The sequence below is a fragment of the Streptomyces sp. NBC_00057 genome, from assembly GCF_045041165.1.
Classification (GTDB): Bacteria; Actinomycetota; Actinomycetes; order Streptomycetales; family Streptomycetaceae; genus Streptomyces.
Genome location: NZ_CP108256.1, coordinates 2,531,557 through 2,553,295, shown reverse-complemented (window position 1 = coordinate 2,553,295; position 21,739 = coordinate 2,531,557). Strand labels below are relative to the sequence as shown.

The window sequence follows — 21,739 nt, the reverse complement described above, 5'->3', positions numbered from 1 at the left end:
CTGTGGCCCGCACCGAGTACTACGACGACCCCACCGCACCCAAGCCGAACAGCATGGTCGTCGCCGCCTCCGCCGTCGTCACCGACGACCACGGGCGCATCCTCCTCCAGCGCCGCCGCGACAGCGACCTATGGGCACTGCCCGGCGGCGGCATGGACCTCACCGACTCCCTGCCAGGCACAGCCGTCCGCGAAGTCAAGGAAGAAACCGGCCTCGACGTCGAGATCACCGGCCTGGTCGGCACCTACACCGACCCGAAACACATCATCGCCTACACCGACGGCGAGGTCCGCCGCCAGTTCAACGTCTGCTTCACCGCCCGCATCACTAGCGGCCAACTGGCAATCTCCGACGAGTCCACCGAACTCCGGTTCCTACCGCCGGAAGAGATCGAGCACTTGCCGATGCACCACACCCAACGACTCAGGCTCCAGCACTTCCTGGAACAGAGCGAGAAGCCGCACCTGGGCTGAACCGTCTGACGGCAGTAGCGACGGCAACAACCCCGCACAACCACGGACACCCACGCACCTCACCGGACCAGCAAACCGTACTTGACCTGCGAAAAAGCAGGTCGAAGGCTTCGCTTAGCACACGTACTATGTGCTGGCAGGGGACGCGCCGGTCCTGGTTCATAACAATTGTGTCCCGTCGATTTCTCGACAGAAGCAAGATCAGCATGTTCTCGGGACGAAGGAGTGCCAAAAGCGGCTCGACAACGGCACGCCGACATCTGTGTTCGGAAGTCGCAGTGAGGCAGATGCCTATGCGCGGGACGCCTGGCAAAACGGAACTCCGGTGCCCGGTCGTTCGAATGTTCGCGACTACGAGTACGGCCGACCGGTGGGAAGGGGGCCCAATGGGGGCTGGCAGACCAGGGTGCGGGTTCACATTGATCAGTCCGGCAAGACGCACGCCCGCCCCCGGTGGGTCGCGAGTACTTTGACTAGCGAGATGAAAGAAAGAGGATCTGTGGGAGCAAGAACCTCCTGGTCTTGGCGGGCGTGGGACGTTTTGTTGCAGGATATTCAAAATGCATATGAGGACATCGGTGCTCCCAGGAGGGCCTTTGCTCTGACTGCAGCACGACGCCAGCCATACCGCGACCTAATCGATGCTCTGGCTGGAATTGCAACATTGACCGACGGCACGGATATTAACTGCGACGTGTGTTTCAGTTATGCGGTCGAGTCGCACGGGTTGCATCTCGTTCGCCTCTCGATGGTCGGGCCGTATGCCACTTTTGCAAGGGTGCATGCCTGTGGAGACGTGGAATTCATTGATTCGCGGGAGGCTTCTTCATCGGATTTCCAGCGGGACGTACTTCGACTGTTGAAAGCGCGCGGCTTCCATGTTCTGTCGGAGGATCAGTTGAATGCGACTGTCGATCTGGCGCTACCAGAAATTGGGCATGTAAAAGTCTATAATGCCCTCTTTTCTCCGGAGGAGGAGCTGTCCTTGAAGAAGCGGAATAGTGGGCGATAAAGTGCTGGTCCTCGCTGCGAATCTTGAGTCTTCCGGGTCGCGCGAGACCGCCCGACGGCAGTAGTTGACGGCAGCACGGTTGGACGGCGGAGTCCCCACGAGGTTCTCGGAGGGACTCCGTCTTCGTCCGCAAGCCCCGCCCGCCCCGGACCTCGCCCTCGCCAGACTCGGCACCATCGGGGCTCCGTCGGACTGCAGTGTCTAGTTTCAGTTTCAGGTGTGGACCTCATCGACGTTCGCCGAGGGCGGGCAGGCTCGGCCAGCCATGGCGCACCAAGGTCCGATACACCGGCACGCGCGACAAAAAATCTCCCGAATACCGGGCGCGCAGGGCAGCAGGTCGAGCTGTTCAAAGTTTCTCTACTGGTTCAAGGCGACCCGCTGGCGCGGGTCGCCCGCGGCACGGCCGCCCACCCGGCCCGCTCTCGGCTCCGCCACCGCGGGCCGGCCAGCGACCAGGCCGCGCAAAGACAGCGCAGCGGATGACCAGAAGCGCGAGGAAGCCCGGACGTTCCCGCGCTGCGAGGGCCAGGCCGACGGCGAGGCAGCGACAGGGCATTGGCCAGTGCGCAGCTCCCGGTGGGGTCGGTCGGCTCCGTGGGCTTTACCCACCTGTTCGGCTCGGGGCCCGCGTTGGGCAAGGCCAGGGAACGGGAACAACCGCACAGCTGAAATCGCTAACAGAGTTCTTTCCGGACGGATGGACCCAAATACGCTTATCGAATTCATGTTAGGAGGGCGATGAACGTCGTTGCGGTGCGACTGGACGCTGCGGTGCACTTCACCGCGTTTGTGCTGCGCGGAGATGAGGAGTCCGCTGAGCGGGTATGGGTCTGCGTTCGCGCCGCAGACTCGGCGCCTGCGGTCTCGTGGCTCGGATGTTGGAGCAGGGAGCCGGAGCCGTCTCTGGGTGAGATCAAAAAGCTCCTTCAGCTTCTCTCTCGGTCGATCAGCTCCGGAGTGGTGATTGGCCCTTATGGTCCAGCCCTGGGCGCAATTGAGTCGTTCCAGTCTTGGGATTCGTGGGGCCCTGGAGTGCCTCACCCGGTCCTTGGCCAGCGCCCCTGGGAGTTGCAGGCTGGAAACTCGCTGAACGAAGTCTCCATCGATGACCTGAATCTGGGCTAGGGCGTGTGTCGGAAGTGCTTTAGGTTGGCTTATGTGAGTGCGCGGGGGCAGGGTTATAGATATGTCGGACCGGTCGAGCTGAAGGCTGCGGTCCAACCTGGCAGCCGCGGGTGCCGGATCAGCTCGGCAGCTGAATTCAGCGACTGGATCGCTGGGCGATCGGCGGCGGAGTTGACCGAGCCGTTCACCTTCGTGGTCGGCACGGACGGTGCGCTTCGGCTGGCGCCGCGGCGGAGCGAACACGTGGCCTGCGCCGGCGGAGCCATGGTTCTGAGTGCTGGCGAGATCGGTTTCGTGCGCGAGGCGGATCGGTGGGTCGTGAGCGAGGTCAGCAACCAGTCCACCGGGTATCGCCCCGACATCAGTTCCTGGCAGGAAGTCGCTCGTGCTCTGGACAACGCAGGGCTCGAACGGCCTTCCGGCTTCACCCACGAGGTGGTGTTCCGGTGGTGTGCTGGCTGTCAGGAGCACAACATCGTGCGCGAGGACGACTTCGTGTGCGTCTTCTGCGGCAGCGATCTGCCGGAGACGTGGAACGTGGATCCCACGGTGTGATGGCTGAGGTGCCTCCGGTCCCACCCCTGTACGCTCGCTCACCAGAAAGGTGCCCTGACTCTTGTGCCGGATACGACCTCAACACTCGAATCCTTGCAGTTCAGCGGCACCTTGCTGCTATCGAACCATCAAGCCGCCCAATTCGGATGAATGGTCAGGGCTGGGACGACCACCCGGAATCTCCGCCTGCCTGCATTCGGAATGACCGCTGAAAAATATCCGAAATCCACGATCAGGATTCATACGGTGGATCGAGGCGTACGTCCAGCAGTCCGAAACGTCGGACGCGAAGGAGGTTCGATGTAATTCGGGCGACAAGTTCAGGGCAGCCAGCCGGTGCAAGTCCGGTCCGAGGAGACGCCAGAGTCCTCGGTAGCGGGGCTCCCGGCATCGGTCGAGAGGCCGGTGTCGAAGTGGAGCGACGATCACCCCTTGGGGGTGCGCAACCGGCCGGTCCGCAACATCAAGTGAAGCCTGCAGCGTCGTCAGCACCGACCCGCGTGAGCGGGGCCAAGGAGGAGCCGAGCCCGTGCCTTAGAGGGCGAAGGCCAGGGAAGACGCCTGGGAATCTGGAGCGGGCGTCGAAGAACCTCCCGGCGTAAGGGGCGTGGAACGGCCGGAAGGTTGTCCTGGGAACTGGAGAGGGCCTCCTCGGCCCCGGGTCTGCGGCCCGGGAAGCAGGGCCCGCCTATAACCGGTGGAGCCGGGAAGTGGCGGGCTGCCGAGAGGCAGTCGGAGGGGGTCGTAGTAGTGCCGATCGGCGGGACAACACAACCCGTCAGGAGCGAAGGGCCCCTGCTTCATCGATGCGTGTCGCGTGTGAGGAGGTGGCTCGGGTGAGTGCCGGAGTGGCTAGTTCCGCCCGCCGGAAGGAAGGCGTCGCACGACTGGATGGCCGGCCTTTGGACAAGGTCCGTGCCTTGCAGTGGACGCTCTACCGCTGTGCCAAGCAAGATCCTGAACGTCGGTTTCATTCCCTGTACGGCCATGTCTCCCGCAGAGATGTCTTGTGGCGGGCCTGGTCCGGCGTGTGTGCGAACCGGGGCGCTCCCGGCGTGGACGGGGTGACCGTCGATGCCGTGGCCGCCGCCGGGGTGGAGGAGTTCCTCAACGACTTGTCGCAGCAACTGCGGGCGCATACGTATCGCCCGTCACCGCTGCGGCAGGTCCTGATCCCCAAGCCGGGGCGGCCGGGAGAGTTCCGGCCGCTCTCGATCCCCACGGTGGCGGACCGGGTGGTGATGACCGCCGCGAAACTGGTTCTCGAACCGGTCTTCGAAGCGGACTTCCTGCCGGTCAGCTATGGGTTCAGGCCCAAGCGGTCCGCGATTGACGCGTGCGAGAGCGTGCGCGTGGAGGCGAACCGGGGCCGGGAGTGGGTGCTTGAGGCCGACATCCGCGACTGTTTCGGATCGATTCGGCATGACGCCCTCGTGGCCCAGGTGGCCCGGCGCGTCGTGGACGGCCCGATGTTGAAGCTGATCCGGATGTGGCTCCGGGCGGGGGTTCTGGAGGACGGGGCGACCGGCTCACCAGGAGCAGGGACCCCACAGGGCTCACCGATCTCACCGTTGCTCGCCAATATTGCTCTGCACGTCCTGGACGTGGCATGGCAGCGAGACGGGCACCGGCTCGGGGTGTTGGTGAGGTATTGCGACGACTTCGTGATTCTGTGCCCGACCAGGGAACGTGCCGTGCAGGCGCGGGAACTGGCCGGGACGGTGCTGGTCGGCCTCGGGTTGCAGCTGCATCCGGAGAAGACCGGCATCGTCCATCTCGCCAGGGGTGGGCAGGGTTTCGATTTCCTCGGCTTCCACCACCGGAAGGTGGAATCGTGGCGCCGCCGTGGCAGGTTCCACCTGCAACGATGGCCGTCTCAGCGGGCGATGGGGGTGCTGCGGGACAAGATCCGGGCGGCGACCGACCGTCGGCACGTGGGACGGTCGCTGTCGGCCGTGGTCGCCGACTTGAACCCGGTCCTGCGAGGCTGGGCGGCGTACTTCCGTAACGGCAATTCCGCCGGGAAGTTCTCCACGATCGACAGCTACGTCCACGAGCGTCTCGCGATCTTCGACAATCGCAAGCGCGGCATCCCGGGCAGAAAGTGGGGCAAGCGCCACGATGGCGCGTGGTTCGCCAGGCTCGGAGCCTTTCGCCTGTCTGGAAACGTGCGCAGGGTGGCGGTGCATGCCAGCCGGTGAACGATGTCGGTAAGCCGTGTGCGCGAGAAGCGCATGCACGGTTTGACGGGCGGGGGCTGGAAACGGAGCCTCACAGGCCACCGCGCCAGTCCCCGACCCTACTGATATGTCAGGCCGCGGCGGTGCCTTCGGGTGCTTCTATCGTTCTGGTGTTGAAGTCGAGGCCGTTGTTCGGGAGTGCGGCGGCCTTGGAGATGGAGCCGGGCAGGAGGTGCCGGTAGGCACGGAAGGTGATGTTGATGTCGGAGTGTCCCATCCAGTCCGCGACGTCCGTGATGGGGATGCCTTGTCCGAGGGCGTTGGAGGCGAAGTAGTGGCGGAAGCTGTACATGGTCATCCCCTCGGGGACGAGGTTCGGCTTCTGCTCCTGGAGCTGGGTCCACCATCTCCTGAGGGTGGTGGGTGAGAGGAAGGCGTTCCCGGTGCTGGGGCGCAGGGTCTTGAGGAGGTAGCCGTTGGCGAAGGTTCCGTGCGTCGCGGCGTACTGTTCGATGCCTTCGCGGACGAAGGAGGGCAGGGGCACCTCACGGAATTCGCCGGTTTTCCTGAGCTTGAGCGGTTCCAGGGTGACGGTCCGGTCGTGTACCTGCTGGTGCACCCGATATACGTCCTTGGCGACCATGTTGTTCACGTTGACGGCGAGGGCCTCGCCGTTGCGCAGGCCCATGCCGGCCATGAGGTCGACGATGAGGCGGAAGGCGTCGTCGTCGCGGGCCATGCGCAGGAGGCCGACCTGTTCCACCCAGGCTGGTCGCGACCGGTCAATCCGGCGCTGACCTGGGGCTATTGCTGACCTCTCGCTGACTCGCTGACCAGCAGCAGGCATCCGACCTGCGTAAACCCTAAAGCGGGGCTATAACAGCCTGATCACGTGATGGCATCGGGAAGCCCTGCCCGTCATTTCGGTGACCGGGAGCGTGCCATCATCGAGCATCGATCGACCAGTGGAGTCCGAGTTGGGAGGGCGCGTGGCGATGGAGGCCGGCCCTCGCGACACGGAACAAGACGCACCGGACACGGCGCACGAGGCAGGACGCTTGAGCCCTGACGGGCCCGACGAGCTCGAGGTGACCTCCGAGGTCGAGGTCGAGCTGCGGCCCGCGCGGCGTCTGCGCATCTGGCAGCTCGCACCGATCGTCATGCTCGCCGCCGTGGGATCGCTGATGTTCGCGTTCCCGCTCGCCTTCGAGTTCGGCGACGGCGGCGCGGTCGTCGCCATGCTGGGCCTGCTGATCAGCTGCTGCGCCGCGGGCTGGGGCATGATGGCCGCCCGCCGCGTGGGTTACACCTGGCCCGGGCTGCCGCAGCGGGGCTCGGGCGAGAGATCCGACTGGCGCGTGATCGCCCTGTACGTCGCCGTGTGCGCCGCACTGGTCGCACTGGCCGTCTGGCGTGTGGCGCGGCTCCGCTGACGGACGGAGCGGCTGCAACAGTGTGGCGCAGAGACCCTGCTTCGGCATGATGCCCGGTCGCTGCCCGGTGCACCCTTGCGCGGCCCGGTTTCGTCGGCTGTCGGCGCCGCCTCGTACAGTTGCCCTGTGAGCACCTCGCAGATCGCCTTCCTCAAGGGGCACGGCACCGAGAACGACTTCGTGATCGTTCCCGACCCGGACAACGCCACCGACCTGCCTGCCTCCGTCGTCGCCCGACTGTGCGACCGCCGGGCCGGTATCGGTGGTGACGGGCTGCTGCACGCCGTACGGTCCGCCGCGCACCCGGAGGCGCGGGCAATGGCGGACGAGGCCGAGTGGTTCATGGACTACCGCAATGCCGACGGTTCGATCGCCGAGATGTGCGGCAACGGCGTACGGGTCTTCGCGCGCTATCTGCAGCATGCCGGACACGTCGAGGAGGGCGACCTCGCCGTCGCGACCCGGGGCGGCGTGAAGAAGGTGCACATCGCCAAGGGCGGCAACGTCACCGTCTCCATGGGGCGTGCACTCCTTCCCGAGGACGGCGTCACGGTCAGCGTGGCCGGCCGCAGCTGGGACGCCCGCAATGTGAACATGGGCAATCCGCACGCGGTCGCCTTCGTCGACGATCTGGCGCACGCCGGCGATCTGCTCTCCGTACCGCCGTTCAGCCCCGCGGCCGTCTACCCCGACGGCGTCAACATCGAATTCGTCGTGGACCGCGGACCGTGCCATGTCGCGATGCGGGTCCATGAGCGCGGTTCGGGCGAGACCCGCTCCTGCGGCACGGGCGCCTGCGCCGTGGCCGTCGCCGCGGCCCGCAGGGACGGCGCCGACCCCGCGGAGACCGGCACCCCGGTCACGTACACGGTGGATCTGCCCGGCGGCACCCTCGTGATCACCGAGCGGCCGGACGGCGAGATCGAGATGACCGGAGCCGCCGTGATCGTTGCCGAGGGCTTGATCGACTCCGCCTGGCTCGAAACGGCGATCGGCTAGAGCTTCGCTCGAATGGGTGATCCGTTTCACGCTGAGCGAGAGCCGGACTCCGCCACGTGGTGGGCTCGGTAGCATCAAGCACCGGCCCGGAGGCGCGTCCGCACCTCCCCACCGCCGGTCGACGTCGCCGGAGGTGCCCCATGAGTGCAGAGGCCACCAACCCAGGTGCTCCCATCCGCAGGCGGGGCCGTCCCCGGATCGATCTCCGCAGGCTCGGCCGCGTCGCGCTGCTCGGCCCCGTCTCCCGCGACCGGCTGCCGGACGCGATCGGCCATGTCGCCGAGGCCCACCGCGCGCACCACCCGGATGCCGACCTCTCCATCCTGCACAGGGCCTACGTACTCGCGGAGTCCTCGCACCGCGGACAGATGCGCAAGAGCGGCGAGCCGTACATCACGCACCCGCTCGCCGTCACGCTGATCCTTGCCGAGCTCGGCGCCGAGACCACGACACTCACGGCCTCACTGCTCCACGACACCGTCGAGGACACCGAAGTGACCCTCGATCAGGTGCGGGAACAATTCGGCAAAGAGGTCTGCTACCTCGTCGACGGCGTCACCAAACTCGAAAAGGTCGACTACGGAGCGGCGGCCGAACCCGAGACCTTCCGCAAGATGCTGGTCGCCACCGGGGACGACGTCCGGGTGATGTCGATCAAGCTCGCCGACCGGCTGCACAACATGCGAACCCTGGGCGTGATGCGTCCCGAGAAACAGGCAAGGATCGCCAAGGTCACCCGCGACGTGCTGATCCCGCTGGCCGAGCGGCTCGGCGTACAGGCCCTCAAGACCGAGCTGGAGGACCTCGTCTTCGCGATCCTCCGCCCCGAGGAGTACGAACACACCCGCGCACTGATCGCCGCCGCGTCGGCGCAACCGGACGCCTCCGGCGCCGCGGCCACCCAGGACCCGCTCGCCGCCATCGCCGAGAACGTCGCAGCGGTGCTGCGGGAGGCCGGCATCCCCGCAGAAGTCCTCATCAGGCCGCGCCACTACGTCTCCGTACACCGCGTCAGGATCAAACGCGGCGAACTGCGCGGCACCGACCTCGGCCGGCTGCTGGTTCTCGTCGGCGAGGACGCCGACTGCTATGCCGTGCTCGGTGAACTGCACACCTGTTTCACCCCGGTGATCTCCGAGTTCAAGGACTTCATCGCCGCCCCCAAATTCAACCTGTACCAGTCCCTGCACACCGCGGTCGTTGGCCCCGACGGGGCGGTCGCCGAAGTTCTCATCCGTACGCACCGAATGCACAAGGTCGCCGAGGCGGGCGTCATCGCCCTCGGTAATCCGTACGCGGCGGACAGCGGCTCCGCGCCGCAGTCCGCCGAACCCGCGGACGGAGAGCGCGCCGACCCGACCCGGCCCGGCTGGCTCTCCAGGCTCCTTGAATGGCAACAGTCCGCCCCGGACCCCGACACCTTCTGGACCACACTCCGTGCCGACCTCGCCCAGGACCGGGAGATCACGGTCTTCCGCACCGACGGCGGCACGCTCGGACTGCCCGCCGGAGCCAGCTGCGTCGACGCCGCCTACGCGCAGTACGGGGACGAGGCGCACAGCTGTATCGGCGCCCGGGTCAACGGCCGGCTGGCCACCCTCGGCACCGTACTGAGCGACGGCGACACCGTGCAGCTGCTGCTTGCCGAGGACGCTGCCTCCGGCCCCTCGCCCGACTGGCTCGACCACGCCCGAACCCCAGCCGCCCGTATCGCCATCACCGGCTGGCTTGACGCCCATCCCGAGGATGCCCAGGGCCCGCACAGCAGCAGGCCCGCGGGGCCCAGGCCCGAACCACAGCCCCAGGAAAACACCGACCCCGGGCACGCCAGGTCCGCGAGCCGCACCGCGAGCGCCGTGGTGGACCGGCCGGATGCCACCGTACGACTCGCGGGCTGCTGCACCCCCGTACCACCCGACGCCGTCACCGGATTCGTCGTGCGCGGCGGCGCCGTCACCGTGCACCGGCTGGAGTGCCCCGCGGTGGCCCGGATGCAGTCCGTCGGCCGGGCGCCGGTCTCGGTGAGCTGGGGCGACGCGGCCGGGTGCCGGGTCACCCTGGTTGCCGAGTCCTTCGGACGGCCCCGGCTGCTCGCCGATCTCACCGAGGCGATCGCGGTGGCGGGCGCGGCGATCATCGCCGCCACCGTCGAACCGCCCAGCGAACAGCGCGTCCGGCACACCTACACATTGCAGCTCCCCGATGCCGCCGGACTACCGGCGCTGATGCGCGCGATGCGTGACGTGCCCGGGGTGTACGACGTGAGCCGCGCCCAGCACCCCGCCGCCACCGTCTGACCCCGCCGCGCAGCGCCATCTGCCACAGCGATCTCGTTCGAGTGGCATGGCGCGCGCCGCACCTGTACAGGTGGGAGTCGCTGGTAGCGGTAGTTCATGCCGATCATCTCCCGCCGTCTGCGGGCCGCTCTGCTGGCCACCGCATCGGCCGCCCTCGTTGCCGCCGCCCTCCCCTCACCCGTGCCGCTAGGAATCGGTGATCCACTCTTCCCGCGCCTCGGCAACCCCGGGTACGACGTCCTCTCGTACGACATCGGACTGACCTACCACGGCAGCAACAGCAAGCCGCTGGACGCCGTCACCACGATCGAAGCGCGGACCACCGAGCCGCTGGACCGGATCAACCTCGACTTCGCCCAGGGCACTGTCCGTACGGTCGAAATCAACGGTCTGCGCGCCGACTTCGCCGCGGCGGACGAGGACCTGGTCATCCAGCCCCCCGGCCGGCTCCCGGCCGGAGTGCCGCTGCACATCACCGTCCGGCACACCAGCGACCCGAACGGCGGCCGGGACAGCGGCGGCTGGCTGCGCACCGCCGACGGTCTGGCCATGGCCAATCAGGCCGACGCCGCGCACCGGGTCTTCCCGAGCAACGACCATCCCGCCGACAAGGCGTACTTCACATTCCGGATCACCGCACCCAAGGACCTCACGGTGGTTGCCAACGGCCTGCCCGCAGGAACGGCCCGCAACGGTGCCGAGACCACCTGGACCTACCGGACCGAACACCCCATGGCCACCGAACTGGCCCAGGTCACCATCGGCCGTTCCACCGTCCTGAAACGGACCGGGCCGCACGGGCTGCCGGTACGCGACGTGGTGCCGAGCGCCGACCGCAAGCGGCTGGAACCCTGGCTCAGCAAGACACCCGGTCAACTGGAATGGATGGAAGAGCAGGTCGGCCCCTACCCCTTCGAGACATACGGACTGCTGGTCGCCGCCACCGACACCGGCTTCGAGCTGGAGACCCAGACACTCTCGCTCTTCGAACGGTCTTTGTTCACCCAGACCGCCTACCCCAAGTGGTATGTCGAATCGATCATGGTGCACGAGCTCGCCCACCAATGGTTCGGCGACAGCGTCTCCCCACAGGCATGGTCCGATCTGTGGCTCAACGAGGGCCATGCCAGCTGGTACGAGGCCCGCTACGCCGAGGAGCACGCCGACAAGCCATTGGAAAGCCGGATGCACGACGCCTACATCAGGTCCGACGGCTGGCGCGCCGCGGGTGGCCCTCCGGCCCGCCCCGACGTTCCGGAGCCCGGACAGAAGCTCAGCCTGTTCCGGCCGGTCGTGTACGACGGCAGCGCACTGATCCTCTACGCGCTGCGCCAGGAGATCGGCGAGAACGCATTCGACCGGCTGGAGCGGAGCTGGGTGGAGAAGCACCGGGACTCCAACGCCGCCACCGCGGACTTCGTCCGGCTGGCGTCACAGACCGCGGGCCGCGACCTGACCTCGTTCTTCGACGGCTGGCTGTACGGCGACAAGACCCCGCCGATGCCGGGGCACCCGGACTGGCACAGTGCCAAGCCCGACGGACAGCGATAAACCCGGGTGACGGGCCCGGCGGACCATGCCACTATCGACGGGTCGCCGCGGCGGCCGGACCGGCTTCCCGACAGCGGGAATCATCGGGAGAGGTCACGCGTTGTGACTGATGTAACGGACTTCCATCGACGTAAGGATCCAATGACCTCCTCTTCTTCCCTTCCCCAGGACGCGCAGGACGCGCAGAGTGCTACGGAGAATGTCACCGAGAGCCTCACCGAGAGCCTTCGGGCCGACGCCCTGATGGAAGAGGACGTCGCCTGGAGCCACGAGATCGACGGAGAGCGGGACGGCGAGCAGTTCGACCGCTCCGAGCGCGCCGCACTGCGGCGTGTGGCAGGACTCTCGACCGAGCTCGAGGACGTCACCGAGGTCGAGTACCGACAGCTGCGCCTGGAGCGTGTGGTGCTGGTCGGCGTCTGGACCTCGGGGACCGTGCAGGACGCGGAGAATTCCCTCGCGGAGCTGGCCGCACTTGCGGAGACGGCAGGCGCCATGGTGCTCGACGCCGTCTTCCAGCGCCGCGACAAGCCCGACCCGGCCACCTACATCGGCTCGGGCAAGGCGCTGGAGCTGCGCGACATCGTCCTCGAATCAGGGGCCGACACCGTCGTCTGCGACGGTGAGCTCAGCCCCGGCCAGCTGATCCATCTGGAAGACGTCGTCAAGGTCAAGGTGGTCGACCGGACCGCCCTGATCCTCGACATCTTCGCCCAGCACGCCAAGTCCCGGGAGGGCAAGGCGCAGGTCTCGCTGGCACAGATGCAGTACATGCTGCCGCGGCTTCGCGGCTGGGGTCAGTCGCTCTCCCGTCAGATGGGCGGCGGCGGTTCCAGCGGCGGTGGCGGCATGGCAACCCGTGGTCCCGGTGAGACCAAGATCGAGACGGACCGACGTCGGATCCGCGAGAAGATGGCGAAGATGCGCCGGGAAATCGCGGAGATGAAGACCGGCCGCGAGATCAAGCGCCAGGAGCGCAAGCGCAACAAGGTGCCGTCGGTCGCCATCGCCGGCTACACCAACGCGGGCAAGTCCTCGTTGCTCAACCGGCTGACCGGTGCGGGCGTCCTGGTGGAGAACGCACTGTTCGCCACCCTGGACCCGACCGTACGCCGGGCCGAGACGCCGACCGGCCGGATCTACACCCTGGCCGACACCGTCGGGTTCGTACGGCATCTGCCGCACCACCTCGTCGAGGCGTTCCGCTCCACCATGGAGGAGGTCGGTGAATCCGATCTGATCCTGCATGTGGTGGACGGCTCCCACCCGGTGCCGGAGGAACAGCTCGCCGCGGTGCGCGAGGTGATCCGCGAAGTGGGCGCGGTGGACGTGCCCGAGGTCGTGGTGATCAACAAGGCGGATGCGGCCGATCCGCTGGTGCTGCAGCGGCTGCTGCGCATCGAGAAGCATGCGATCGCCGTCTCGGCGCGTACCGGCGCCGGTATCGACGAGCTGCTCGCACTCATCGACACCGAACTGCCTCGGCCCTCGGTCGAGATCGAGGCACTCGTCCCGTACACCCAGGGCGGACTGGTCTCCAGGGTGCACGCCGAGGGTGAGGTGATCTCCGAGGAGCACACGTCGGAGGGCACTCTGCTCAAGGCGCGGGTCCATGAGGAACTGGCAGCCGTCCTCTCCTCGTTCGTCCCCGTGGCGCACTGACCGCAGCGCGGTACGGCTCAGAACGGACCGAAGGCCCGCTCCCTCGTCGGGGAGCGGGCCTTCGGGCGTACGCGCGGCTGCTACTGGCTGCCGAACTTCTCGCTCATCGCGGTGAAGACGTTCTGTGCGCCCTTGCCCAGGTGGGGGCCGGCGAGCCGGCCCGAAGTCACCGGGCCGATGGAGGTGTTGGAGACCAGCGCGAGCTTGCCGTCACTGCCTTCGCTGAACCACCCGCCGCCGGAAGAGCCGCCGGTCGTGGTGCAGCCGATGCGGTACATCGTCGGAGCGCTCGGGCTGATGGAGAGCCGGCCGGGGCGGTCGACGCACTTGTGCATGATCAGGCCGTCGTACGGCGGGGCGGCGAGGTAACCCCAGGCGCCCATCGCGCTGATCTTCGAGATCTCGGGGGCGTCGAATTTGACCGGCAGGGCGTTGCCCACAGCCTCCTCAAGGGACTTGCTGCCCTTCTCCGGCTTCACATGCAGCACCGCGTAGTCATAGGGGGCGCCGTCGCCCCCGGTGGGACCGCCATCGGCGAGCCATTCAATGGTGGCCGGACCAACGGCCACCGACGATGCAGGCCCACCCTATGACGGTGCGGAGCATGCTCTTTGCCGCAGAGACACAACCCGCATGGGGTGCGGCGGGCCACTCGGGGCCGTGGCGCGACAGCAAAGGCCCCGGCGGGCAACAGCCGCACCGGGGTCCCTGATGTGCCGTCACCGTCACCCGAACCTGGCCGGGTGACGGTCCGTCGTCACTGCCCTGCGTACTTCTTGCTGACCGACTCGTAGACGCCCTTGGCTTCCTTGCCGAAGCGCGGTCCGGCCAGCCAGCCGGCCGTCACCGGGCCGATGGAGGTGTTCGAGACGAGGGCGGGCTTGCCGTCCTGGCCCGCCGCGACCCACCCACCACCGGAGGCGCCGCCCGTCATGGTGCAGCCGATGCGGTACATCGTGGGGTCCTGCGCGGTCAGCGAGAGCCGACCCGGCTTGTCCGCGCACTGGAAGGCCTTCTGGCCGTCGTAGGGCGGAGCGGCCGGGAAGCCGGTGGCGGTCATGCTGTCGATGTTCGGTACGGCCGGGGCATTGAACTCGACAGGCAGCGCAGAGCCGACCGTTTCCTCCAGGGACTTACCCGTCGAGCCCTTCTCCGGCGTGACATGCAGCACCGCGAAGTCGTACGGGGCGCCCTGCCCGCCGATCGAGGAACCCTGAGAGATCCACTGGTCGGACGTCTGTGCCCACTGGCCCCACCACACGCCGTAGGGCGCGATCTCCTGCTTGGTCGCCTTCTGCAGCTCGGCCGTCGACAGACCTCTGTTGTTGTACGACGGCACGAAGGCGATGTTGCGGTACCAGCCGCCCTTCTTGCCCGCGTGCACGCAGTGCCCCGCGGTCCACACCAGGTTGGACCTTCCGGGGTGCGCAGGGTCCTTCACCACGGTCGCGGAGCAGACCATGGAGCCCTCGGGGCTGTCGAAGAGCAGCTTCCCGGACTCCGCGGCATTGGCGTGGTACGGCGTCCGGACACCGGCCGCCTGGACCGGCGCGGGCGTCGGGTCCGTCACACCCACGTCCCCCGAGATGTCGTTATCGACCGGCTGCTCCGGCGACTTGTCGGCATCCCGCATCCGGTCCGGGTCCCAGAGACCCTCGATGATCGGGTTGACGAAGTCCTTGGCCTCGCGCAGCCACTGGTCCTTGTCCCAGTTCTTCCACTCGCCGTTCTTCCACTGGTCGAGGTCGATCCCGTGTTCCTTGAGCCGGTCCTTCAGATCGTCCGGAATGGTGATCTTGCCGTCCGAGGACTGGCCGGCGGCACTGCTCGGCTTGTCACTGGCGTTGTCCTCACTCGGACCGCAGGCAGTGGCGGTGAGCGCAAGGACCGCAGTGACTGCGGCCACGGCGAGCACCGAGGAACGCGTGCGACGTGCGCTCCCCTGACGTGCGGTGAGAGCTGGTCGAATGAGTCGCATGTGGTGATCCCCCTGGGACTTCGTAACTCAACACTTCTGTACTGCACTTCGGTACTGCTCCGAGCCACCTGCTCCGAACGTCGTGCGGACTCCCGGAAATCTGTCCGAGCCCTCCGTGCGGCCCCCACTATGCCGGTGCCGATGGGGACGGTGCGCAGCAGGGCCACGGTTCCGCCCCGCAAGGATCTTCGGATTTACCCGTGATCCCCTGCGTTCTGCGTCGTTGGTACGTGCGAGGGACTCGAGGACAGCGTTCATCCCCGCAGTCCGTCCGTGCGTCGACGTAATGACGTGCAACGCAACTGTTACAGCGGGAGGACCAACAGCCGTGGCCGTGACCGAACCAGCCCCGGTGGCAGCACCGGCGTTGCACGAGGGGATCCTGCGCCGTCAGTCGCTGCGCGAATCCGCCGCCCGTACCTATGCGCGTTCACTGCCGATCGTGCCGGTGCGCGCCCGTGGGATGACCATCGAAGGAGCGGACGGGCGGCGATACCTCGACTGTCTCTCCGGAGCCGGCACCCTGGCGCTCGGGCACAACCATCCGGTGGTTCTGGAAGCGATCAGGAAGGTGATCGACTCGGGTGCACCGCTGCATGTGCTCGACCTCGCCACCCCCGTAAAGGACGCCTTCACCACGGAGCTGTTCGCCACCCTGCCGCGGCAGTTCGCCGACAACGCCCGGATCCAGTTCTGCGGACCTGCCGGTACGGACGCCGTCGAGGCGGCGTTCAAACTGGTCCGTGCCGCGACCGGCCGCAGCGGACTTCTCGCCTTCACCGGCGCCTACCACGGGATGACGGCAGGAGCCCTTGCCGCCTCGGGCGGTGCCGAGGACGTACGGGTGACACGTCTGCCCTTCCCGCAGAACTACCGTTGCCCCTTCGGTATCGGCGGCGAGCGCGGCGCGGAGATCGCCGCCCGGTGGACCGAGAACCTTTTGGACGACCCCAAGGGAGGCGCGCCCGTGCCGGCCGGGATGATCCTCGAACCGGTGCAGGGGGAGGGCGGCGTGAACCCCGCCCCCGACAGCTGGATGCGCCGGATGCGCGAGATCACCGAGACTCGGTCCGTCCCCCTGATCGCCGACGAGGTCCAGACGGGCGTCGGCCGCACCGGTGCCTTCTGGGCGGTCGAGCACAGCGGGATCGTGCCCGATGTGATGGTGCTCTCCAAGGCCATCGGCGGTTCCCTCCCGCTCGCAGTGATCGTCTACCGCTCCGAACTCGACACCTGGCAGCCGGGCGCTCACGCCGGCACCTTCCGGGGCAACCAGCTCGCGATGGCGGCGGGCACGGCCACCCTTGCCTTCGTGCGGGAGCACCGCCTCGCCGAGCGCGCCGCGACACTCGGCGCCCGGATGGTCGCACGCCTCCAGGCACTGGCCACGGACCACCCGTCCATCGGAGACGTCCGCGGACGGGGCCTGATGATCGGGGTGGAACTCATCGACCCCGAGGCCGCTGCGCAGGGCGGCAGCCCTGAGCCACTGCCCGCCCCGGTCCTCGCCGCAGCCGTCCAACAGGAGTGCCTGCGCCGCGGGCTCATCGTCGAACTCGGCGGACGCCACTCCACCGTCGTACGCCTCCTCCCGCCCCTCACCCTCACCGACGAACAGGCAACAGCGGTCGTGGACCGCCTCGCCGACGCCCTGGCGGCCGCCGAGCGCCTGCCGCACCGCCGGACCACGACCGGGTCGATCCGCTGACCCCGGACACCATCACAAGGAAGACCGCCGTGAACCCCACCACCGCACCCCAGGCCGACGGCCCTCCCCCCACCCAGCAGCGAGGACAGGCCGGACTCACCGGTAACCTCGTCGTCGAGCAGACCACCGTGCCCCGCCAGATGGCGGCACTGCACGACGAGCGGTACGCCTCGAAGGCCACGTTCACCTGTGCGGCACCGGCGGACCTCCTCGACCATCCGGACCCGCTGAGGGCCGCCGACACGGCGGGTGTCGAGAATCTGCTCCGCTGCTGGGTCCGGGAGTGCGACCTGCCCCAGCCGGCCGGGGAAACGCTCCGAATCCCGCTCCCCGCCAGCGGAACCGCTCTGCTCGTCCCCGTCCTCTACTGGTCTGCCACGGGCTGGCACCGCTTCGGCATGCCTGCCCTGGAGGGGGCATCCGAAGGAGCACCGCCCACCGACGCCGTCACGGTCGCCGCTCTCCTGGGCCGCGAGGCCGACCGCCAGGAAGGGGCCGACATGGTGGCCCGGGTCGCCGACTCCGTACAGCGGACGGCCGGCTTCATCGCCGAGCGGCGCCGCACCCCCGGCGCCCCGGCCGAAGCGGACCTCTTCCTCACCGCCGAGCAGTCACTTCTCCTCGGACATCCGCTCCACCCCACCCCCAAGAGCCGCGAAGGCCTCTCGGACTCCGAATCCCGCCTCTACTCACCTGAGTTGCACGGCTCCTTCCCGCTGCACTGGATGGCTGTCGACCGGTCAGTGCTGGCCACCGACTCCGCCTGGACCGACGGAGGCCGTCCCGTATCGGCCACGGAACTGATCACCTCCCATGCCGAAGGACTGCAACTCCCCGACAACACGACACCGATTCCGCTCCACCCGTGGCAGGCCCGCGAACTCGGACACCGGCCCGCAGCCGCCGCCCTGCTCGACGCCGGACTGCTGCATGACCTCGGACCGCACGGGAAGCACTGGTACCCCACCTCATCCGTCCGCACCGTGCATCGGCCCGGCGCCGAGCTCATGCTCAAGCTCTCCCTCGGCGTTCGCATCACCAACTCCCGTCGAGAGAACCTTCGCAAGGAACTCCACCGTGGAGTGGAGGTCCACCGGCTGCTCCGCAGCGGACTCGCCGCGCAGTGGCACGCCGTCCATCCGGGCTTCGACATCGTCCGCGACCCCGCATGGCTCGCCGTCGACAGCCCGGAAGGCGAGCCTGTCGCAGGCCTCGACGTGATGCTGCGCCACAACCCGTTCGGTCCGTACGACGACGCGGTCTGCATCGCCGCGCTCACAGCCCCGCGCCCCTGGCCGGGCCGGACGGGCATGCACTCACGCCTCGCCGAGATCGTGATCTCCCTGGCTGCTGTCACCGGAAGAGCCGTAGGCGCCGTCGCCACCGAGTGGTTCCTGCGCTACCTCGACCGCGTCGTACGCCCCGTGCTCTGGCTCGACGCCCACGCAGGCGTGGCCCTCGAAGCCCACCAGCAGAACACCCTGGTGCTGCTCGATCCCCACGGCTGGCCCGTCGGCGGCCGGTACCGCGACAATCAGGGCTACTACTTCCGCGAGTCCCACCGTGCGGCACTGGAGCACCGGCTCCCCGGCATCGGATCGGTCAGCGACACCTTCGTCTCCGACGCGGTCACCGACGAGCGCTTTGCCTACTACCTCGGCATCAACAATGTGTTCGGACTGATCGGAGCCTTCGGCGCCCAGCACCTCGCCGGCGAACACGTGCTCATCGCCGCGTTCCGTCGATTCCTCGGCTCGGCCGCCGCACTGGGCTCCCCACTGCCCACACATCTGCTGGAAAAGTCCCACCTGCGGTGCAAGGCCAACCTGCTGACCCGGCTGCACGGCCTCGACGAACTCGTCGGGCCTGTCGACACCCAGTCCGTCTACGTCACCATTGTCAACCCCCTGTGTGCCTGAGGGAATATGACCACCGCCTGAACCGCCGAGAGGAGAGCGACACCGTGGCTCCCGCCGATGCGCACACCGACGCCGGTACCGGCCCTGCCCCACAGGCCGACACAGGCGCCGAGGACACCCTGGACCTGCCGCTCTCCGAAGAACTCCTCGCCCTTTTCGGCGAGGACGCACCCGCCACCGCGACACGCCCCCAGCCGCCGAACGCGTCCGCGTCATCCGAACCGGACGACGCGCGCCCGGTCACAGGCACGCAGGCAACCATGAGCAGGCCGGCCGCCTCGGATCTGCTCGACCACCCTGCCGGCTGGGGACCGGTCACCACCCCGGCCGGAGTGTTCCAACTCGTTCCCGTGCGACTGGAACGCGATCTCGCCGTGATCAGCCGCTGGATGAACGACCCCGCAGTCGCCGCATTCTGGGAACTCGCCGGATCCGAATCCGTCACAGCCGACCATCTGCGCCCTCAACTCGACGGTGACGGACGCAGCGTCCCGTGCCTCGGCGTGCTGGCAGGCGTTCCCATGAGCTACTGGGAGATCTACCGTGCGGATCTCGATCCGCTGGCGCGTCACTACCCCGCTCGACCGCACGACACCGGAATCCACCTTCTCATCGGCGGTGTGAACAACCGAGGACGCGGGGTCGGTACCACCCTGCTCCGGGCCGTCTCCGACCTCGTACTCGACAACCGTCCCCTGTGCGCACGTGTTGTGGCAGAGCCCGATCTGCGTAACACCCCTTCCGTCTCCGCCTTCCTCAGTGCAGGCTTCCGCTTCTCCGCGGAAGTGGAATTCCCCGACAAACGAGCCGCCCTGATGGTCCGCGACCGAACCCACCGTGCCCAGCTGTGAACGATCTGCTGCTTTGCATACACCGCTCGAACCCCATCGGTTTCATCCCGAGGAGTCCCCGTGCCGAAATATCCTGCGAGCCATGATTCAGCGGAGTCTGCCGACCTGCTCAGCACGCCAGAACTGAACCGGACGGTCTGGGACGGAGCCGCTGCCCGGCTGCTCGCGAAGATGCTCGGTCAATTCGCCTACGAGGAAGTCATCGAGCCGGTCCGGCAGGCCGACGGGGGCGATACGTACACCCTCGGGCTCGATGACGGTGGAACCCTGAGCTTCAGCGCCCGGCGGGGCGTGTACGGCAGTTGGCGCATCGCCCCCGATTCGGTTCTGGAGACGTGCGGCAGCGCCCGGGAGTCGCCGGCGGACACGACGCGGGACAGAGGCCGGGGCGCGCCTGCCGAGCAACTGCGGGACCGGAACACCGACATCGTCCCTTTCCGCGACCCGCTGCAGTTCCTCGCCCGCGCCCGCCACCTCCTCGGGATCGACGGCGCCACCCTCGGCCACCTCATCCGCGAGATCACCACCACCCTCGCCGCCGACGCCCGGCTCGACCACACCGCGCTCTCCGCCGCCCGGCTGGCCGATCTCGACTACGCCGAGCTGGAAGGGCACCAGACAGGACACCCCTGGCTCGTCGCCAACAAGGGACGCCTCGGCTTCTCCGCCACCGACGCCTCCCGTTACACACCGGAGGTCCGCACGCCGGTCAGGCTGCCGTGGATCGCCGTCTCCACCAGGATCGCCGCCTACCGCGGAGTGACCGGCCTGGCCACACCCGATCAGCTGTACGTACAGGAACTCGACCCGTCGGTCCGCGACTCCTTCGCCGCCGTGCTCCGCGCCCGCGACCTCGATCCCGCCAGCTATCTGTGTCTTCCCGTGCACCCCTGGCAGTGGGATGAATGGATCGTTCCGGTCTTCGCCCCGGCCATCGCCGCAGGCGACATCATTCCGCTCCACACCGACGCCGATCTCCGGTTGCCTCAGCAGTCCATCCGCACGTTCACCAACGTGGCCCGCCCCGACCGGCACACCGTCAAACTGCCCCTGTCGATCCTCAACACGCTGGTCTGGCGAGGGCTGCCGACCGAACGCACCCTCGCGGCCCCCGCCGTCACCACCTGGGTCCAGGGCCTGCGCGACCGGGACGCCTTTCTGCGCGACACCTGCCAGGTCATCCTGCTCGGCGAGGTGGCCTCCGTGACCGTCGAGCATCCGCTCTACGACCACCTCCCGGAGACCCCGTACCAGTTCAAGGAGATCCTCGGCGTGATCTGGCGAGAACCCCTCCAGCCCCGGCTCGCGCCGGGCGAACGGGCCCGGACCCTCGCCTCGCTGCTCCACACCGATCCACAGGGCCGCGCCTTCACAGCCGAGCTCGTCGCCCGCTCGGGGCTCACGCCCACCGCCTGGCTGACCCGGCTCTTCGCCGTGCTGCTCCCGCCGCTGCTGCACTTCCTCTACCGCTACGGCACCGTGTTCTCCCCGCACGGCGAGAACTCCATCGTCGTCTTCGACAACCAGGACGTACCGGTGCGCCTGGCGATCAAGGACTTCGTGGACGATGTGAACATCAGCGCCCAGCCGCTGCCGGAGCATGAGTCGATGCCACAGGACGTACGCCGCATCCTGCTCACCGAGGAGCCCTCCTTCCTCACCCAGTTCATCCACTCCGGACTGTTCATCGGTGTCTTTCGCTTCCTGTCCCCGCTGTGCGAGGAACAGCTGGGAGTTCCGGAGGACGATTTCTGGTCACTCGTACGGGCCGAGATCCTGCGGCACCACGCCCGCTTCCCCGAGCTCAAGGAGCGATTCGAGATGTTCGACATGCTGACGCCCCGCATCGAACGTCTCTGCCTGAACCGCAACCGCCTGCACGTGGACGGCTACCGGGACCGCCCCCGGCGCCCGCACGCCGCCATTCACGGGACCGTTCCCAACCCGCTCCACCCCGCCGTCTGAGTCCGGGAGTGATCGCCGTTGTCAGTGG

The 21,739-nt window shown here is 67.9% G+C and carries 15 protein-coding genes and 1 pseudogene; 13 read left to right on the top strand and 3 right to left on the bottom strand.

Annotated elements, in window-relative coordinates; all coding sequences use genetic code 11:
* Positions 1-2: 2 nt before the first annotated feature.
* From OG953_RS11895 to ltrA, 4 genes are all read left to right on the top strand, one after another.
* Positions 3-473, top strand: a complete 471-nt coding sequence (locus OG953_RS11895; protein WP_405684062.1) for an NUDIX domain-containing protein — start codon at positions 3-5, stop codon at positions 471-473.
* Positions 474-972: 499 nt separating this feature from the next.
* Positions 973-1,485 carry a hypothetical protein gene (locus tag OG953_RS11890; RefSeq protein WP_405684061.1) on the top strand — a complete coding sequence of 171 codons (513 nt, stop codon included), beginning with the start codon at positions 973-975 and terminating at the stop codon, positions 1,483-1,485.
* 1,161 nt (positions 1,486-2,646) lie between these two features.
* On the top strand, positions 2,647-3,168 hold the full coding sequence (locus OG953_RS11885; RefSeq protein WP_405684060.1) for a hypothetical protein: 522 nt from the start codon (positions 2,647-2,649) through the stop codon (positions 3,166-3,168).
* Between the two features lie 806 nt (positions 3,169-3,974).
* Entirely contained in the window at positions 3,975-5,369 is a 1,395-nt protein-coding gene (gene ltrA / locus OG953_RS11880; RefSeq protein ID WP_405681812.1) for a group II intron reverse transcriptase/maturase, read from the top strand.
* 109 nt (positions 5,370-5,478) lie between these two features.
* Here ltrA and OG953_RS11875 read toward each other — a convergent pair whose 3' ends face one another.
* Positions 5,479-6,111 (bottom strand): tyrosine-type recombinase/integrase, encoded by a 633-nt coding sequence (locus tag OG953_RS11875; protein WP_405684058.1) that lies wholly within the window; start codon positions 6,109-6,111, stop codon positions 5,479-5,481.
* A gap of 232 nt (positions 6,112-6,343) precedes the next feature.
* Here OG953_RS11875 and OG953_RS11870 point away from each other — a divergent pair, with 232 nt between their 5' ends.
* From OG953_RS11870 to hflX, 5 genes are all read left to right on the top strand, one after another.
* Positions 6,344-6,781 (top strand): hypothetical protein, encoded by a 438-nt coding sequence (locus tag OG953_RS11870; RefSeq protein WP_405691782.1) that lies wholly within the window; start codon positions 6,344-6,346, stop codon positions 6,779-6,781.
* A 126-nt stretch (positions 6,782-6,907) separates the two neighbouring features.
* Positions 6,908-7,780, top strand: a complete 873-nt coding sequence (dapF, locus tag OG953_RS11865; RefSeq protein ID WP_405684056.1) for a diaminopimelate epimerase — start codon at positions 6,908-6,910, stop codon at positions 7,778-7,780.
* 140 nt (positions 7,781-7,920) lie between these two features.
* Positions 7,921-10,077, top strand: coding sequence for a RelA/SpoT family protein (locus OG953_RS11860; RefSeq protein WP_405684054.1), 2,157 nt, complete (start codon positions 7,921-7,923; stop codon positions 10,075-10,077).
* Positions 10,078-10,173: 96 nt separating this feature from the next.
* Positions 10,174-11,628 (top strand): M1 family metallopeptidase, encoded by a 1,455-nt coding sequence (locus OG953_RS11855; protein WP_405684052.1) that lies wholly within the window; start codon positions 10,174-10,176, stop codon positions 11,626-11,628.
* 141 nt (positions 11,629-11,769) lie between these two features.
* Positions 11,770-13,290 (top strand): GTPase HflX, encoded by a 1,521-nt coding sequence (gene hflX / locus OG953_RS11850; protein ID WP_405684050.1) that lies wholly within the window; start codon positions 11,770-11,772, stop codon positions 13,288-13,290.
* 80 nt (positions 13,291-13,370) lie between these two features.
* On the opposite strand, the pseudogene OG953_RS11845 reads toward hflX, so the two are convergent.
* Positions 13,371-13,835 (bottom strand): annotated as a pseudogene (locus tag OG953_RS11845) (hypothetical protein); the annotation flags it as partial.
* Between the two features lie 212 nt (positions 13,836-14,047).
* The gene (locus tag OG953_RS11840) at positions 14,048-15,268 is read right to left on the bottom strand and encodes a trypsin-like serine peptidase (protein WP_405684049.1); all 1,221 of its coding nucleotides are present in this window, start codon (positions 15,266-15,268) and stop codon (positions 14,048-14,050) included.
* Between the two features lie 328 nt (positions 15,269-15,596).
* Between OG953_RS11840 and OG953_RS11835 the strand changes: the two genes are divergently transcribed.
* Genes OG953_RS11835 through OG953_RS11820 form a run of 4 tightly spaced genes read left to right on the top strand, consistent with a single transcriptional unit; the run spans position 15,597 to position 21,711 of the window.
* Positions 15,597-16,976, top strand: coding sequence for a diaminobutyrate--2-oxoglutarate transaminase family protein (locus OG953_RS11835; RefSeq protein ID WP_405684048.1), 1,380 nt, complete (start codon positions 15,597-15,599; stop codon positions 16,974-16,976).
* A 29-nt stretch (positions 16,977-17,005) separates the two neighbouring features.
* Complete coding sequence (locus OG953_RS11830) at positions 17,006-18,895, top strand: IucA/IucC family protein (protein WP_405684046.1); 1,890 nt, start codon at positions 17,006-17,008, stop codon at positions 18,893-18,895.
* A gap of 44 nt (positions 18,896-18,939) precedes the next feature.
* A complete protein-coding gene (locus OG953_RS11825) occupies positions 18,940-19,746 on the top strand; it encodes a GNAT family N-acetyltransferase (protein ID WP_405684045.1) in 807 nt (268 codons plus the stop codon).
* A gap of 60 nt (positions 19,747-19,806) precedes the next feature.
* A complete protein-coding gene (locus OG953_RS11820; protein WP_405684043.1) occupies positions 19,807-21,711 on the top strand; it encodes an IucA/IucC family protein in 1,905 nt (634 codons plus the stop codon).
* Positions 21,712-21,739: the final 28 nt, after the last annotated feature.